This is a genomic window from Streptomyces sp. NEAU-YJ-81, from assembly GCF_017592595.1.
In the GTDB taxonomy this organism is placed as follows: Bacteria; Actinomycetota; Actinomycetes; order Streptomycetales; family Streptomycetaceae; genus Streptomyces; species Streptomyces hygroscopicus_B.
On record NZ_JAGFNO010000019.1, the window covers coordinates 64,903 to 82,428 of the forward strand.

3 protein-coding genes and 1 pseudogene are annotated in these 17,526 nt (G+C 71.5%); all 4 read left to right on the forward strand.

Annotated elements, in window-relative coordinates; translation table 11 throughout:
- Positions 1–7 precede the first annotated feature (7 nt).
- Positions 8–7,690, forward strand: a pseudogene (locus J5X86_RS31885) (type I polyketide synthase); the annotation flags it as partial.
- 186 nt (positions 7,691–7,876) lie between these two features.
- Complete coding sequence (locus tag J5X86_RS31890) at positions 7,877–14,827, forward strand: SDR family NAD(P)-dependent oxidoreductase (protein WP_374229314.1); 6,951 nt, start codon at positions 7,877–7,879, stop codon at positions 14,825–14,827.
- A gap of 123 nt (positions 14,828–14,950) precedes the next feature.
- A complete protein-coding gene (locus J5X86_RS31895) occupies positions 14,951–16,387 on the forward strand; it encodes a class I adenylate-forming enzyme family protein (protein ID WP_208520167.1) in 1,437 nt (478 codons plus the stop codon).
- A complete protein-coding gene (locus tag J5X86_RS31900) occupies positions 16,384–17,418 on the forward strand; it encodes an ACP S-malonyltransferase (protein ID WP_208520168.1) in 1,035 nt (344 codons plus the stop codon). The genes J5X86_RS31895 and J5X86_RS31900 overlap by 4 nt, the downstream gene beginning before the upstream one ends.
- Positions 17,419–17,526: the final 108 nt, after the last annotated feature.

A 17,526-nucleotide genomic window follows, 5' to 3' on the forward strand; every position in this document is an offset into this window, starting at 1 on the left:
CAAAACAGTGAGCGAGACGAAGCTCCGCGACTATCTCAACAAGGTGACGACTGATCTGCACCGCACTCGTCTGCGCCTTCGGGAGGTGGAGGAGAAGAACCGGGAGCCGATCGCGATCGTCGCGATGAGCTGCCGCTTCCCCGGCGGGGTCAGCTCTCCGGAGGAGCTCTGGCGCATGGTCGCCGAGGGCGCCGACGGGCTCTCACCGTTCCCGAAGGACCGCGGCTGGCTCGAGGAGGTGTACGACCCGGACCCCGACAGCCAGGGCACGAGCTATGTGAACGAGGGCGGATTCCTGCACGACGCCGCCCTGTTCGACCCCGTGTTCTTCGGGATCTCCCCGCGTGAGGCGCTGGCGATGGACCCCCAGCAGCGGCTGCTGCTGGAGGCGTCCTGGGAGGTCCTGGAGCGGGCGGGCATCGACCCGCTGTCCGTCAAGGGCACCACCGGCGGCGTGTTCATGGGCGCCGCCTTCCAGGGGTACGGTGCGGCCGGACCGATCGAGGCCGAAGAGGTCGAAGGCCATCTGATGACGGGGCAGACACCCGCCGTCACCTCCGGCCGGATCTCGTATGTCCTCGGCATCGAAGGCCCTGCGGTGACCGTGGACACGGCGTGCTCGTCGTCCCTGGTGACGCTGCACCTGGCCGCGCAGGCGCTGCGCCAGGGCGAGTGCGACTTCGCCCTGGCCGGTGGCATCACCGTGATGGCCGGCCCCGGAACCTTCACCGAGTTCAGCCGTCAGCGGGGTCTCGCCTCCGACGGCCGCTGCAAGCCCTTCGCGGCGGCCGCGGACGGCACCAACTGGTCCGAGGGCGTCGGCGTACTGCTCGTGGAGCGACTGTCCGACGCCCGCCGCCACGGCCACCCCGTGCTGGCGGTGGTGCGCGGCTCCGCGGTGAACCAGGACGGCGCCAGCAACGGCCTCACGGCCCCCAACGGCCCGTCACAGCGCAGGGTGATCCGTCAGGCGCTCGACAACGCCGGACTCACCCCGGACGACGTCGACGTGGTGGAGGCGCACGGCACGGGCACCTCCCTGGGCGACCCGATCGAGGCGCAGGCGCTGATCGCCTCCTACGGCCAGGACCGGCCGGAGGACCGACCGCTGTGGCTCGGATCCATCAAGTCCAACATCGGCCACGCACAGGCGGCGGCGGGTGTCGCGGGCATCATCAAGATGGTGATGGCCATGCGGCACGGCGTTCTGCCCAAGACGCTGCATGTGGACGAGCCGACCCCGCATGTCGACTGGTCGGCGGGGGCCGTGGAGCTGCTGACCGAGGCCCAGCCCTGGCCGGAGACGGGTCGGCCCCGCCGGGCGGCGATCTCCTCCTTCGCGATCAGCGGCACCAACGCGCACACCATCATCGAGCAGGCCTCCGAAGCGGAGGAGTCGGAGTCGGACGGTTCCGGGGCCGAGGCTCCCCACCCGGTCGCCTCCGCCGTGGTGCCATGGCTGCTCTCGGGCAAGGGTGAGGCCGCGCTGCGGGCGCAGGCCGAGCGGCTGTACGCCCGTCTGACGGCCCAGGGCTCCGCTGAGGGCGACGATCTCACGGTGGCGTCCGTAGCGGACATCGGCTACTCCCTGGCGGCGTCCCGATCGGCGTTCGAGCACCGCGCCGCGGTGATCGGCGAGGACCGCGAGAGCCTGCTGCGCGGCCTGCGGGCCGTGGCCGAGGGCGAGGTGGCCCAGGGCGTGGTCAGGGGGCAGGCGGCGAAGGGGCGCAGGACCGCCTTCGTGTTCCCCGGTCAGGGTGCGCAGTGGGCCGGTATGGGGGTGGAGCTGCTGGAGTCCTCTCCGGTCTTCGCGGAGGCGATCGGCGAGTGCGAGACGGCTCTGTCCGCGTATGTGGACTGGTCGTTGACGGATGTGCTGCGTGGTGCCGAGGGCGCTCCCGGCTTCGACCGGGTGGATGTCGTTCAGCCGGTGTTGTTCGCGGTGATGGTGTCGTTGGCGAAGCTGTGGCGTTCGGTGGGTGTGGAACCGGACGCCGTGATGGGTCACAGCCAGGGCGAGATCGCCGCGGCCTGTGTCGCGGGTGCGCTGTCGCTGGAGGATGCCGCGAAGGTGGTGACCCTGCGGTCGCAGGCGATCGCCGCCGGTCTGGCGGGTCGTGGTGGCATGGTGTCGGTCGGGCTGCCGGTCGACCAGGTCAAGGAGCGTATCGCCGCTTGGGACGGCGCGATCTCGGTCGCGGCGGTCAACGGCCCCGGTTCCATCGTGGTCTCCGGTGATGCCAAGGCGCTGGATGAGATGGTCGCGAAGCTGGAGGGCGAGGAGGTGCGGGTCCGTCGGGTTCCGGTGGACTACGCCTCGCACTCCGCACATGTGGAGGAGATCCGCGAGGAACTGCTGAAGGTTCTGGCGGACATCGCGCCCCGTTCGTCGGAGGTGCCGTTCTATTCGACGGTCTCCGGTGAGCTGGTGGACACGGCTGCTCTTGACGCGGAGTACTGGTACCGGAACCTGCGGCAGACCGTTGAGCTGGAGAGCACGACGCGCACGTTGCTGGATGACGGTTTCACGGTCTTCGCCGAGGTGAGCCCGCATCCGGTGCTGGCCCTGCCGGTGCAGCAGACGGTGGAGGCCGCTGAGGCGCGGGCAGTGGTTGTGGGCACCCTGCGGCGGGATGAGGGCGGACCCGAGCGGTTCCTGACCTCGGCCGCCGAGCTGCACACCAGTGGCGTCGGTGTCGACTGGCGGAAGGTGTTCGAGGGCCGTGGTGCCCGCCGGGTCGATCTGCCGACCTACGCCTTTCAGCGTCAGCGCTATTGGCTGGACTCGATGGCGGCCGTCGGCGACGTGGGATCGGTGGGCCTCAGGGCGGTGGCGCACCCCCTGCTGAGCGCCGCGGTCTCGCTGGCGGGCGGCGGCGGAGTGCTGCTCAGCGGGCGGCTGTCGACAGCCACGAACCCCTGGCTCGCCGAACACACGGTGCAGGGCGTGGCGTTGGTTCCCGGGACGGCCTTCGCCGAGATGGCCGCACAGGCGGGCGACCAGGTCGGGTGCGGCCGGGTCGATGAGCTGGTGCTGGTGGCGCCCTTGGCGATGCCCGAGCGCGGAGGGGTGCAGATCCAGGTCGAGGTGGGGGAGGCCGACGCCTCGGGCCATCGCGACGTAAGCGTGTACTCGCGGTTGGAGCCGGCCGACGACGATGCCGACCTCGAGCAGCCGTGGGTGCAGCACGCTCACGGTGTGCTCACGCCGCCCGCGCCGGCGGCATCCTTCGACTTCGCGAAGTGGCCGCCCTCCGGCGCCAAGCCCGTCGACGTCTCCGGCGGCTACGAGCATGCCGCCGAGCACGGGCTGTACTACGGTCCCGCGTACCGGGGGTTGCGGCGCGCCTGGAAGCGCGGCGACGCGGTGTTCGCCGACGTCGAGCTGCCCGAGGAGCAGCGCGGCATCGCGAAGTACTTCGGTCTGCACCCGGCCCTGTTCGACGCGGCCCTCCAGGCGATCGGCGCGAACAACGCGTTGCGCGGAGGCGACGACGCACCGAGCGCGGGCAATCTGATGCCGTTCTCGTGGCGGGGCTTCTCCCTGGAAGCTGTCGGTGCCCAAGCGCTGCGCGTCCGAATCGTCCCGGACGGTCGGCAGGCCGTGTCGCTGGCCATGGCCGACACCTCCGGCCGCCCGGTGGCTTCCGTCGACTCCCTCCTCTTCCGTCCCATGCAGGCCGCCGCACTGCAGAACGTGAGCCGGACTGCCGGTGAGGCGCTGTTCCGCATGGAGTGGACGGCGGGCGCGGCGAAGCCCGCCGAGGGCGTGGCACCCGGCTGGTGGGCGGTGCTGGTCGACGACTGCCTCGGCGTGGGCGACGCTCTGGAGGCGGCGGGCTTCTTCTCCGCCGACGTGTACTCGGACCCCGAGGCGCTGAGTGACACCCTGGCGACGGGCACGAGCATGCCCGGAATGGTGGTGCTGCCGGTGGCTTCGGCCGGCCCCGCCGTGGTGGACGAGGTACACACACGGGTCGCCGAGGTGCTGGAGACCGTTCAGTCGTGGCTGGCGGACGACCGGTTCGCGGCCACCCCGCTGGTGGTGCTGACCCAGGGTGCCGTTGACACCGGCGACGGTGTGACGGACCTGGCGAGCGCGGCCGCATGGGGTTTGGTGCGGTCGGCGCAGGCGGAGCACCCGGGACGGCTGGTGCTTGTCGACACGGATGATGTCGAGCGTGCGGTGGCACTTCTCGCGGGGGTGGTGGCCACGCGTGAGGAGCAGGTGGTGGTGCGTTCGGGCGAGGTCCGCCTGCCGCGTCTGGCCCGCTCACTGCCCGCCGGTGACGGTCCCGAGTCGGAGGTGTTCGGCTCCGGCGCCGTGCTGGTGACGGAGGGCACGGGCGCTCTGGGCGGTCTGGTGGCCCGGCATCTGGTGGCCCGGCACGGCGTCGAGAAGCTCGTGCTGCTGTCCCGCCGTGGTGCGGAGACGGACGGTGCGGCCGAGTTGCGGGCCGAACTGGAGGCCGCGGGCGCCGAGGTGGTGGTCACGGCTTGTGACGCCGCGGACCGCGAAGCGCTTGCCGCGGTGTTGGCGGGACTGCCCGAAGAGCTCGCGTTGAGCGCCGTGGTGCATGCGGACGAGGTGCTCGATGACGGGCTGTTCGCATCGCTGACACGCGAGCAGGCGACCGCGGTGCTGCGGGCGAAGGTGGACGCGGCCTGGAATCTGCATGAGCTGACCGCGGGCATGGACCTGTCGGCGTTCGTGCTGTTCTCATCGACCGCGGGTCTGCTCGGCGCGGCCGGGCAGAGCAACTACGCCGCGGCCAATGTGTTCCTGGACGGCCTCGCGTCGTGGCGTCGCACCCAAGGACTGCCGGGTGTCTCGCTGGCGTGGGGCCGGTGGGCCGAGGACAGCGGCGTGACACCGCCCGGGCGGGACGAGATCGACAACTGGCGCTATCAGGTGTCGTGGAAGCTGGTCCCGGACCCGGCCAAGGGGTCGTTGTCGGGGACCTGGCCGGTGGTGGTTCCGGCATCCCGTGCCGGGGACGAGCTGGTCTCGGGGGTTGTCGCCGGGCTCGAGCGGCATGGTGCGAATGTGGTCTCGGTCGTCGTGGACGAGCAGGACCTGGACCCGAGCGTGCTGGCGGAGCGGCTGCGCGAGGTGGCCGAGCAGGCGCCCGAGCTGGGCGGTGTCCTGTCGCTGCTGGCCCTGGACGAGGAACCCTGCCCGGGGCATCCGGCTCTGCCGAGCGGCTACGCGCTGAGCCTGGTGCTGGTGCGGGCCATGGTCGAGGCGAAGATTCCGGCTCGGCTGTGGAGTGGTACGCGAGGGGCCGTCTCGGTGGACGGCTCGGACCGGCTCACCAGCCCGCTGCAGGCGATGGTGTCGGCGTTGGGCCGGGTGGCCGCGCTGGAGCTGCCGCCGCTGTGGGGCGGTGTGGTCGATCTGCCCGAGTCGCTGGATGAGCGCGGTGCGGCCCGGCTGACCGGTGTGCTGTCCGCCGGGGGCGGCGAGGACCAGGTCGCGGTTCGCGGCTCCGGTGTCTTCGTGCGCCGTCTGGTGCGGTCGGCTCCGTCCGTTGCCGAGGGGACGACGTGGCGGGCGCGTGGCACCGTGCTGGTGACCGGTGGTACGGGCGGGCTGGGTGGTCAGGCGGCCCGGTGGCTGGCGCGCAGTGGCGCCGAGCACCTGGTGCTGACCAGCCGTCGGGGTCCCGAGGCGCCGGGCGCGGCCGAGCTGCGCGAGGAGCTGGAGGGGCTGGGCGCCCGGGTGACGGTGGCGGCCTGTGATGTGGCCGACGTCAAGCAGCTGGCCGCGGTGCTGGACGCCGTCCCGGAGGAGTATCCGCTGACGGCGGTCGTGCACGTGGCGGGCGCCACCGGGGGAACGCCTCTGCTGGAGACCGGGTTGGCCGATGCCGCCACCATCGTCTCGGGCAAGGTGGCGGGTGCCGTCAACCTGGATGAGCTGCTGGGCGACCGTGAGCTCGACGCGTTCGTGCTCTTCTCGTCGATCTCCGGTCTGTGGGGCAGTGGCGGCCTGGTCGCCTACAGCTCGGCCAATGCCTACCTGGACGCGCTGGTGGAGGAGCGCCGTGCGCGGGGTCTCGTCGGCACCTCCGTGGTCTGGGGCCCCTGGGCCGAGATCGGCATGGCGGCCGCGGACGAGCAGGGTGATCATTTGGCGCGGCGCGGTCTGCCCCGGTTGACGCCGGAGCCGGCGATCGCCGGTCTGGAACGCGTGGTGGCGGGCGACGACGGTGTGGTGACGGTCGTGGACGTGGACTGGGAACGGTTCGTCCCCGCGTTCACCGCGACCCGGCCCAGCCCGTTGCTGAGCGATCTCTACGAGGTCCAGCGGCTGGACACGGAGTGGAACGATGTGGCGCGCACCAGTCTGGCGCCCCTCTCCTCCGAAGAGGGTCTGGAGCTCTTCGACGCTGGAGTCACCTCCGACACGGCCGTGGTGATTCCCGCCCGGCTGGACGTGGGTGCGCTGCGTGCCCAGGGCGCCGCGCTGCCCGCCTTCTTCCGTTCCGTCGTCCCGGATTCCCCCGTCCGGCGTACGGCTCGGGCGGCGGAGTCCGAGGTGGACCAGCCCACCCAGTTGCGGCAGCGGCTGGCCGGGCTGTCGGAGGCCGAGCGGGACGAGGCGCTTCTCGAAATGGTGCGTACCGTCGCCGCCGCGGTGCTCGGTTTCGCATCACCCAATGACATCGACACCGGACACGAGTTCATGGAGATGGGCTTCAACTCTCTTACGGCGGTCGAATTCCGTAACCAGCTGGCCGCCCTCACCGGCCTCAAGCTGAACACCACGGTCGTCTTCGACCACCCGAGCCCGGGCGAGATGGTGGCCCATCTGCGCCCCCGGCTCGCGGCCGAGATCGCGTCCGCTCCCGCCGGCCGCCAGGTCCAGGAGCAGACCGTTGCGGCCGCTCCGGGCGCCGAGCCAGTGGCCGAGCCCGTTTCCCCGGCACCGCAGGTGAACACGGATGACACCCTCGGCTCTCTCTACCGGCAGGCGGCGCAGCAGGGCAAGGTCAGCGTCGGCATGGATCTGCTGGTGAACGCGGCAAGGCTCCGTCCGACCTTCGAGGACCCAGCCGACTACGAGGGAAACATCAGGCCCGCGCGGCTCTCCCGAGGCCCTCAGCGCCCCCGGCTGATGTGCTTCTCCTCCCACGTTGCCCTGGGCGGTGTCCACCAGTACGCACGGTTCGCCGCGCCGTTCCGTGGCAACCGGGACGTGGCGGGCCTCGGCACCGTGGGGTCCGTCCAGGGTGAGAGCCTTCCGGCCACTCTGGACACGCTGTTCCACTTGCAGGCGAGGGTCGTTGCCGAGTACGCCGAAGGCGACCCGATCGTCCTGTGCGGCTCCTCGGCCGGAGGAATGTTCGCCCACTCGGTGGCCGCCGCTCTGGAGAGCCAGGGCACACCACCCGCGGGAGTCGTCCTGATGGATACCTACCTTCCGGACACCACGAAGCTCGGCCAGTTCGAGAACGCCTGGCTGGACGAAATGTACGAGCGGGACGAGCTCGTCTCCATGGAGGGTGTCCGGATGTCCGCCATGGGCTGGTACTCGCATCTGCTGGCGGAGTGGAAGCCGCCGCAGATCTCGGTTCCCACTCTCCACCTTCGTGCGACCGAGACGGTGCTGCGGACGGACCCGAACGCGGAGGTGCAGAGCTGGCAGGCCGACTGGCCCGCCGACTCCCTCATCGACGTGCCCGGAGATCACTTCAGCATGATGGAGAAGCACGCGGAGACCACCGCCCAGGCCGTCGAGAACTGGATGGCCAACCTCTAACGGCCACGCGCCCGCCCGGCATTGATGAATGGCGGGCGGGCGCCCACGCCGAAGCCGCGGTCGGCGCGGCACACAGCTTTGACGCAGGGTCTTCCACAAGGCAGGAGTTAGGTGAGCACCATGTTGAACGGGTCCAGCGACTCAGGCGAGTCCGGAATCCAGGCTGGGCCGGAACGCGGCGAGAGCCCAGGCGAACTTCCCTCACTCGCACCGGACTTCGAAGAACTTCCGGACCTCGAACAGCGCAGGGTCCTGTTCGACCTGGTACGCGCACATGCCGCCGCGGCGCTGCGGTCCGAGTCGCCGCGCGCGCTCGACGCGGAGAGCTCGTTCTTCGACCTGGGGCTGGACTCGCTCGCGGCGGTCAATCTGCACCGTGGACTGGTCGCCGCCACCGGCCTCACACTGGAGGTGTCGCTCGCCTACGACTACCCGACGCCCAGCGAGCTGGTGGACCACCTCCACCGGCAGATCTTCCCCGTCGACACGGACGACACCGCTCCCGCGCGTGCCGTCGTGGGTTCGGACGACCCCATCGCGATCGTCGGGATGAGCTGCCGCTTCCCCGGAGGCGTCAACAGTCCCGAGGACCTGTGGAAGGTCGTCGTCGAGGGTGTCGACGCCATCACCCCGTTCCCCACCGACCGGGGCTGGGATCTGGAGGCGCTCTACAGCCCGGACCCGGACCGGCCCGGCACCAGCTACGCGACCGAGGGCGGCTTCATCCACGACGTCCCCGAGTTCGACGCGGAGTTCTTCGGCATCTCGCCGCGTGAGGCGCTGGCCATGGACCCGCAGCAGCGGCTGCTGCTGGAGACGTCGTGGGAGGTCTTCGAGCGGGCCGGTATCGATGTCACCACGCTGCGGAGGAGCAGGACCGCCGTCTTCGCCGGCGTTGAGCGCCACGACTACGGGCCCCACCTCCAGAGCACCAAGAGCGGCCTCGAGGGCTACGCGCTGACCGGCACCGCGGGCAGCGTCGCCTCCGGGCGCATCTCCTACACCTTCGGCTTCGAGGGCCCGGCGTTGACCGTGGACACCGCGTGCTCCTCCTCGCTGGTCTCCCTGCACCAGGCGGCGTACTCGCTGCGCCAGGGCGAATGCGACCTTGCGCTCGCCACCGGTGTCGCCACGATGCCGAGCCCGGCTGACTTCATCCTCTTCAGCCGCCAGCGCGGACTCGCCTCCGACGGGCGCTGCAAGGCGTTCGGCGCCGAGGCCGACGGCACCTCGTGGGCCGAGGGCGTCGGCGTCCTCCTGGTGGAGCGGCTCTCCGACGCCCGGCGCAACGGCCACGAGGTGCTGGCGATCGTGCGCGGCTCCGCCGTCAATCAGGATGGCGCAAGCAGCGGTCTGACCGCCCCCAACGGGCGTTCCCAGCAGCGCGTCATCCGGCAGGCGCTGGCCAACGCCGAGCTGACCGCGGACCAGATCGACGCCGTCGAGGCGCACGGCACCGGAACCTCGCTCGGCGACCCCATCGAGGCGCAGGCGCTGATCGCCACCTACGGCGAGAGCCGCCCGGAGGGGCAGCCGGTCTGGCTGGGGTCCCTCAAGTCGAATATCGGCCACACCCAGGCGGCGGCCGGTGTGGGTGGCGTCATCAAGATGGTGATGGCCATGCGCCACGGCATCCTGCCCAGGACGCTGCACGTGGACGTGCCGACCCCGTACGTGGACTGGTCGTCGGGCGGTGTGGCGCTGCTCGCCGAGCAGCGCCCCTGGCCGGAGACCGGGCAGCCACGCCGCGCCGGTATCTCCTCGTTCGGCATGAGCGGCACCAATGCGCACGCCATCATCGAGCAGGCGCCGCCGGCGGAGCCCGCCCCCGCGACGGATGACGCGACGTACGACGCCGACGCCGACGCCGACGCCGACGCCGACGCCGACGCCGACGTCGATGAGATGGCGTCCCAGCCCGTGTCGTGGCTGGTGTCCGCCAGGAGCGAGGAGGCGCTGCGGGCGCAGGCCGCGCGGCTGCGCGAACACGTGGTGCGCGACCGCGACGCGAACCCGGTCGACGTCGGATGGTCGTCCGCGGTGACGCGTGCCGCACTCGAGCAGCGGGCCGTGGTGGTGGCCTCCGACCGCGACGGGCTGCTGCGGGGACTCGCGGCGCTCGCCGAGGACACCGACGCGCCGGGCCTGCTGCGAGGCAGGTCCACGGGGCAGCGGGTGGCGTTCCTGTTCACCGGCCAGGGCGCCCAGCGGCTGGGCATGGGCCGGGAGCTCTACGAGACCTACCCGCTGTTCGCCGACGTGTTCGACGAGGCGTGCGACTATCTCGAGGTGCGTCTCGGCACCTCCGTGCTGGATGTGGTCTTCGGCCCGGAGGACGACGACGCGGCCGCGACCGGTGACGAGCTGAACCAGACGATGTTCACCCAGGCCGGGCTGTTCGCCTTCGAGGTGGCCCTGTTCCGCCTGGTGGAGTCCTGGGGTGTGCGCCCCGACTTCCTGATGGGGCACTCGGTGGGCGAGATCGCCGCGGCACACGTCGCCGGGGTGCTGTCCCTGGAGGACGCGTGCGCTCTGGTGGCGGCCCGCGGGCGGCTGATGCAGGAACTGCCCGAGGGCGGCGCGATGGTGGCCGTCCAGGCGTCGGAGCAGGAGATCCTCGAGAGCCTGAAGGGCCGCGAGGACCAGGTGTCGCTGGCGGCGCTCAACGGTCCCACCTCGGTGGTGCTCTCCGGCGACGAGGACGCGGTGCTCGAACTCGCCGGCCACTGGGAGGCACAGGGCCGCAAGACCAAGCGGCTGCGGGTGAGCCACGCGTTCCACTCCCCCCGGATGGACGCCATGCTGGAGGAGTTCAGCCAGCTCGCCGACTGCCTGTCGTACTCGGCTCCGGCGATCCCGGTCATCTCCAACGTCACCGGCGATGTAGCCGGCGCCGAACTGGCCACCGCCGAGTACTGGGTCCGCCATGTGCGCGAAGCCGTCCGCTTCGACGACGGCATGCGCTGCCTCGCGGCCCAGGGAGTGACGACCTGCGTGGAGCTCGGCCCCGACGCCGTGCTGACCGCGATGGGCCAGGACTGCCTGGACGCCATCGACGCCGACGCGGCGTTCGTGCCCCTGGCCCGCTCCGGCCGTGCCGAGGCCCAGACACTGGCGGAGGCGGTCGCCACCCTGTACGCGAACGGCGTCGGAGTGGACTGGGACGCGGTCTACTCCGGGCGCGGTGCACGCCGGGTCAGCCTGCCGACCTACGCCTTCCAGCACAAGCGGTACTGGCTCGAGGCGGGCGGTGCCGTGACCGGCGACGCCCGGAGTGTGGGGCTCGGCAGGGTGGACCACCCGCTGCTCGGCGGCCTCACGGAACTGGCCGAGGGCGACCGCACGGTGCTCACGGGGCGCCTCTCGCTGCAGACGCACCCGTGGCTCGCCGACCACGCCGTGGCCGGCGGAGTGCTCTTCCCCGGCACCGGATTCGTCGAACTGGGCCTGCTCGCGGGCACCGAGACCGGGGCGGGACGGCTCGGCGAACTCACCCTCGAGACCCCGCTCCTCCTGCCGGAGCAGGGCGGCGTCCGCATCCAGCTCGTGGTCGGCCCCACGGACGAATCCGGGGTACGGCCGCTCGGCGTGTACTCGCGCTCCGACAGCGACGAGCCGGGAGAGGAGTGGGTACGCCACGCCCAGGGCGTCCTCGAGGCGGACAGCGGCGCCGCGGGCACCGACAGCCTGCCGCAGTGGCCGGTCCCGGGCGCCGAGCAGGTGCCGATGGAGGGCTTCTACGAGGGCCTGGCCCAGGTCGGTTACGGATACGGGCCGGTCTTCCAGGGCCTGGAGTCGGTCTGGCGGCTGGACGGCGATGTCTACGCCGAGGTGGCGCTGCCGGACTCGGCGGCTCAGGACGCCGGACAGTTCGGTCTGCACCCCGCCCTGCTCGACGCCGCTCTGCACGCCATGGAGATGGGCGACTTCGGCGGCGAGAGCGGGCGCGTGACCCTGCCGTTCTCCTTCACCGGGGTGACCCTGCACGCGGTGGGCGCCGGACGGGTGCGGGTGCGGCTGCGCCCGCAGGGCAAGGACACGGTCGCGCTGCTGGTGACCGACGCCACGGGTGCGCCCGTCGCCTCGGTGGAGTCGCTGGTGATGCGCGAGGTGGCGGCCGAGCGGTTCGCCTCCGGGCCGCGCACCACCGGCAGCGACGGAACGCTGTTCCGGGCCAACTGGGATGTGTTCGCCGCCACGCGGGACGAGAACCGGACCGGTGCGTCCACGGCGGTGATCGGCGCCGACCGGGCGCGGGTGGGCGGGCTGCTCACCGCCTCCGGCGTCGAGTACGCCGAGTACGCCGGGGTGGACGCGCTCGCCGCCGCCGTCGACGAGGGTGCCGCGGTGCCGGACGTGGTCTGGGCCTGGTGCGGCGCCGAGCCCGCCGGGCCGGACGCCGGGAACCTCGCCGACGCCACTCGGAAGGCGACCCACCGGGCGCTGGCCCTGCTGCAGTCCTGGCTCGCGGAGGACCGGTTCGACGGGTCCCGGCTGGTCGTGGTGACCAGCGACGCGGTCGCGACGGGCCCGGGGGAGGGCGTCGCCGGACTGTCCAACGCCGCCGTCTGGGGACTGGTGCGTTCGGCGGCCACGGAGAACCCGGGCCGGATCCAGCTGGTGGACATCGACCGCCACGCCGAGTCGGCCACCGCTGCTGTCGGCGTGGTGACGGCAGCGATGGCGGCGGGCGAGCGGGAGGTCGCGCTCCGCGCGGGCCAGGGGCTGGTTCCCCGGCTCGCCAGGAACGCCGCGGGCCGGGTGCTCGAGGCTCCCGCCGGGACCTCGGCGTGGAAGCTCGCCACCACGGGCGGGGGCACCCTGGACGGCCTCGCTCTGCTGCCCGAACCGGAGGCGGAAGCGCCGCTGGCCCCCGGGCAGGTTCGGATCGCGGTCCGCGCCGCCGGTCTGAACTTCCGTGACGCGCTGATCGCCCTCGGCATGTACCCGGACGACCACGCCACGATGGGTGGCGAGGGCGCCGGTGTGGTGCTGGAGGTCGGCCCGGGAGTGACCGACCTGGCACCCGGCGACCGGGTCATGGGCCTGATCAACGCGTTCGGGCCCATCGCGGTCGCCGAGCGGCGGCAGGTCGTCCCCCTGCCGCAGGGCTGGACGTTCGCCCAGGGCGCGTCGGTGCCGGTGGTCTTCCTGACGGCTTACCTCGGCCTGGCCGAGCTCGGCGGGCTGCGGGCGGGCGAGTCCATCCTCGTGCACGCGGCCACTGGTGGTGTGGGCATGGCTGCCGTGCAACTCGCACGCCACCTCGGCGCCGAGGTGTACGCCACGGCCAGCCCCGGCAAGTGGGACACCCTCCGGGCGATGGGATTCGACGAGAAGCACATCGCCTCGTCGCGTGACCTGGAGTTCGAGCGGCGGTTCCTGGAGGCCACCGACGGCCGGGGCGTGGACATGGTGCTGGACTCGCTCGCCCGCGAGTTCGTCGACGCCTCGCTGCGGCTGATGCCCAGGGGCGGGCGGTTCCTGGAGATGGGCAAGATCGACGTGCGTGACCCCGAGGTCGTCGCCGCGGACCATCCCGGGGTGGAGTACCAGGCGTACGACCTGGTCATCACCGACTTCGACCGGATCCAGAGGATGCTGGTCGAACTGGTCGACCTCTTCGACCGCGGCGTGCTGAGCCCGCTTCCGGTGACGGCGTGGGACGTGCGCCGGGCCCCGGACGCGGTACGGCACATCAGTCAGGCCCGGCACATCGGCAAGAACGTCTTCACCATGCCGCGTGACCTCGACCCCGAGGGTTCGGTGCTGGTGACCGGTGGCACCGGCGGCCTGGGCAGCGAGGTGGCGCGCCATCTGGTGGCCGAGCACGGAGTGCGCAACCTGGTGCTGGTCTCCCGGCGCGGGCCGGACGCGGAGGGCGCCGCCGACCTCGAGGCCGAACTGACCGCAGCCGGTGCTTCGGTGACGCTGGCGGCCTGCGACGTGGCCGACCGCGCCTCGCTGGAGCGGGTGCTGTCCGCCGTGCCCGCCGACCACCCGTTGACCGGCGTAGTGCACGCGGCGGGCGTACTCGACGACGGTGTCATCGATACCCTGTCGCCGAAGCGGATCGACGCGGTCTTCGAGCCGAAGGTCGACGCCGCGTGGAACCTGCACGAGCTGACCCGGGATCTGGACCTGGCGGAGTTCGTGATGTTCTCGTCCGTCGCCGGTGTGTTCGGCAGCCCGGGACAGGGAAACTACGCCGCGGCCAACTCCTTCCTGGACGGGCTCGCCGCACACCGGCGTGCCCTCGGGCTCCCCGCCGTATCGCTGGCCTGGGGTCCGTGGGAGCAGGCGGGTGGCATGACCGGCACGCTCACCCAGGCGGACATGGTGCGCATGGCGCGTGAGGGCATGGCGGCCCTGTCCATGTCCGGCGGGCTGCGTCTGCTGGACGTCGGCCGGACGAGCGAGGACGCCCTGCTCGTGCCGATGCGGCTGGAGACCGCGGCGCTCGGCGGCCAGACCGACATCCCCACTCTGCTGCGCGGTGTGGTCCGGGTGCGGAGCCAGGCGGCATCCGACGGGAGGGTGGCCGCTTCCGAATCGGCACGGGTGAAGCTGACCGGTCTGTCCGGAGCCGAACTCGACGGTGCGCTGCTCGACCTGGTGCGCGGCAGCGCGGCGATGGTGCTGGGGCACAGCGGTCCCCAGGCCATCGAGCCCGGCCGCTCCTTCCAGAACCTCGGCTTCGACTCACTGGCGGGCGTGGAGTTCCGCAACCGGCTGAACTCGGCCACGGGGCTGCGCCTTCCCTCCACGCTCATCTTCGACAACCCCACGCCCGCGGCGCTCGCCCAGTACCTGCGTGGCCGGGTGGCGACGGACGGCCCGGCCGAACCGGACGTCGATCCGGAAGAGGCCAGGATCCGTGCCGTTCTGGCGTCGATTCCGCTGGAGCGCCTGCGCCGCGCCGGTCTGCTGGACACGCTCACCGAGCTGGCGAGCGGCAAGGACCAGGCCGGGAAGGACGCCGAGGAGAAGGAGACGGACTCCATCGACGCGATGGACGACGACGACCTGATCGACATGATGCTCGGAGATCTCGACTCCTGATGAAGGCCGAGTCCCCCCGGAGACCTCCGGGGGGACTCGCACTCTCGGGCAACGTCCGCCCTCGTCGCGGGTGTTCCTCACCCCCCAAGAGCTTCAAGAAGAAGAAAGGCACAGTGAAACCCGATGACCGCAAAGCTCTTTACGACGGAAGCGGTGCACACGCTTCCCGAGTTCGAGCAGCGGGCCCTGGGCATCGCCGACGCGCTCCGCGAGCGTGGCGTCAGCGACGGCACCCGGGTCATGCTGAAGGCGGGCAACTCCGCCGGTTATGTGGGGGCCCTCCTCGCCCTGATGCACGTCGGCGCGTCGATCGTCATGGTCGACCACCAGGAGCGGGCGGAGGCGACACAGCGCATCTGTGACCGGGCCGGCGTCAAGATATGCGTGGTCGACGACGACACCCCGATGCCCGAGAGCGGCCCGGCCCGGGTCACCGTCTACGAGCTGCTCGTGGCGGGCGTGGAGCAGTCCCCCGCCGAGCGGCGGCTGTCCTTCGACACCTGGTGCGAGCTGCCCGACGGCCTGATCATGTGGTCCTCCGGGTCCACCGGGGAGCCCAAGGGCGTCGTCAAGACCGGGGCGAAGTTCCTGAAGAACCTGGAGCGCAACGCCGAACAGGTGGGCCACCGCTCCGACGATGTCCTGCTGCCGCTGCTGCCCTTCTCCCACCAGTACGGGCTGTCCATGGTGCTCATCGCCTGGCTGGTCAAGTGCTCGCTGGTCATCGCGCCCTACCGGCGTCTGGACCGGGCGATGACCATGGCGGGCACCTGCGGGGCGACGGTGGTCGACGCCACCCCGGCCAGCTACCGCAGCATGCTCAACATGATGGGCCGTAAGCCCGCCCTGGCGGACGAGCTGTCCGGTGTCCGCATGTTCTGCAGCGGGGCGGCCCCGCTGGACCCCGGCCTGGTCGGCGACTACGTCAAGAAGTTCGGGCTGCCCCTGCTGGACAGCTACGGCAGCACCGAGGCCGGAAACGTGGCCTTCGCGACCGAGGACAACGTCGTCGCCTGCGGGCGGGCCGTCGGGGGCCTGAAGCTGCGGATCGTGGACGACGAGGGCGCCGCCCTCCCCTCGGGCGAGGTCGGGGAGATCCAGGTCCACTCGCCCGACCTGATGGAGGGCTACCTGGCGGTCGACGGCACGGTGGCCCCCGTCGACCCGGACAAGACCGACTGGTACCCCACCGGCGACTTCGGCTATCTCGACGGCGGGGACAATCTCTTCGTCCTCGGCCGGAAGTCCGCGGTGCACCGCAACGGCCACACGCTCTACCCCGAGATCATCGAGCACAAGCTGGCCGCGGGCGGCTGTCTCGTCAAGGTCGTGCCCGTCCCCGACGAGCAGCGCGGCTGCCAGCTCGTCTTCTTCGTGGAGGACGAGCAGCAGCGGGAGTCGCGGTTCTGGCGGGAGCCGATCAGCTCCCTGCTGCCCGCCTTCGAGCACCCCAACCGCATTCACGTCCTGGAGCGATTCCCGCTGAACCGCAACGGCAAGCCCGACAAGCGACAACTCGAGCAGCTCGCTCTCGACCTGGCACCCGGAGCGAAGGCATGACAGAGCCACAAGCGACAGAGCCCCAGACCCCCGAGCCCCAGGCGACAGAGCCCCAGGCGACGGAGTCACAGCCGGGCCGCACGGCGTTCGTCTTCCCCGGGATGGGGCCCTTCCGCTTCACCGACGTGGGCGAGTTCCTGCTGACCAACCCCCATGCCCGGCGCCGGCTCGCGATCGCCGACGAGGTGGTGGGCTACTCCGTCTTCGACCGGTACCGCCAGTCGGACGGCGAGGAGGAGGGGCAGTACGCCGCCCACACCCAGATCGCCTTCCTGACCGTCTGTCTCTCGCTCGCCGACTGGGCGGAGGAGACGCTGGGAGAGAAGCCCGAGCTGTGCGCCGGACCGAGCTTCGGCCAGCGGGCCGCGGTGACCTACGCGGGGTCCCTGCCCTTCGAGGAGACCGTGCGGCTCACCGCCGAGCTGGCCCGCTGCGAGGAGGAGTACTTCGCGCAGGAGCACCGTGAGGCGGTTACGCACTGCGTGATCCACACTCCCGAGGAGAGCCTTCGCAAGGCGCTGGGCGAACTGGACGACGAGGGGGAGTGGCACGACGTCTCCGGCTATATCGACCAGGGCTTCTATCTCGTGTCTCTGCGTGAGCCCGTGATCGACCGGTTCAAGAAGCGGATCGGCGACCTCGGCGGCTACAACATGTACACGATGTGGCCGCCCGTACACGCCCCCTCGTTCGGCGACCTGCGCCGCAAGGCGGAGGAAGAGGTCTTCGGCGGCTTCGAGCTGGCCGACCCCAAGCTCCCGGTCGTCTCCGACCAGAACGGCGCGCTGCTGACCGACGCGGAGGGGGTGCGCACCATGCTGCTCGACACCTTCAACTGCCCGATCCGCTGGCCGGACATGGTGGAGACGATGCGGGAGCGCGGCATCACCAAGATCTGCATCTCGGGCCCGGACAACCTCTTCGGCCGGGTGAACAGCACCGGGGAGAACTTCGAGGTCCTGGCCATCGACGCCCGCAAGGCGATGCGCCCGCGCGTCCGTCAGAGGAGTGCTCGCCGGGCGCGGCGGTGACGGCCGTTCCGCCCTGGGCCACGGCCGGCCCCGGATCGTCGTCCGCCGTCTGACGGAGGCGCTGCCCTCGGGCAGCGCCCAGCCGGCGGCCGGACGTCGTCCGCGGCA

Excerpts from the sequence above, each read along its gene's own strand:
- J5X86_RS31895 (WP_208520167.1), top strand. The coding sequence starts at position 14,951 with ATGACCGCAAAGCTCTTTACGACGGAAGCGGTGCACACGCTTCCCGAG.
- J5X86_RS31900 (WP_208520168.1), top strand. The coding sequence starts at position 16,384 with ATGACAGAGCCACAAGCGACAGAGCCCCAGACCCCCGAGCCCCAGGCG.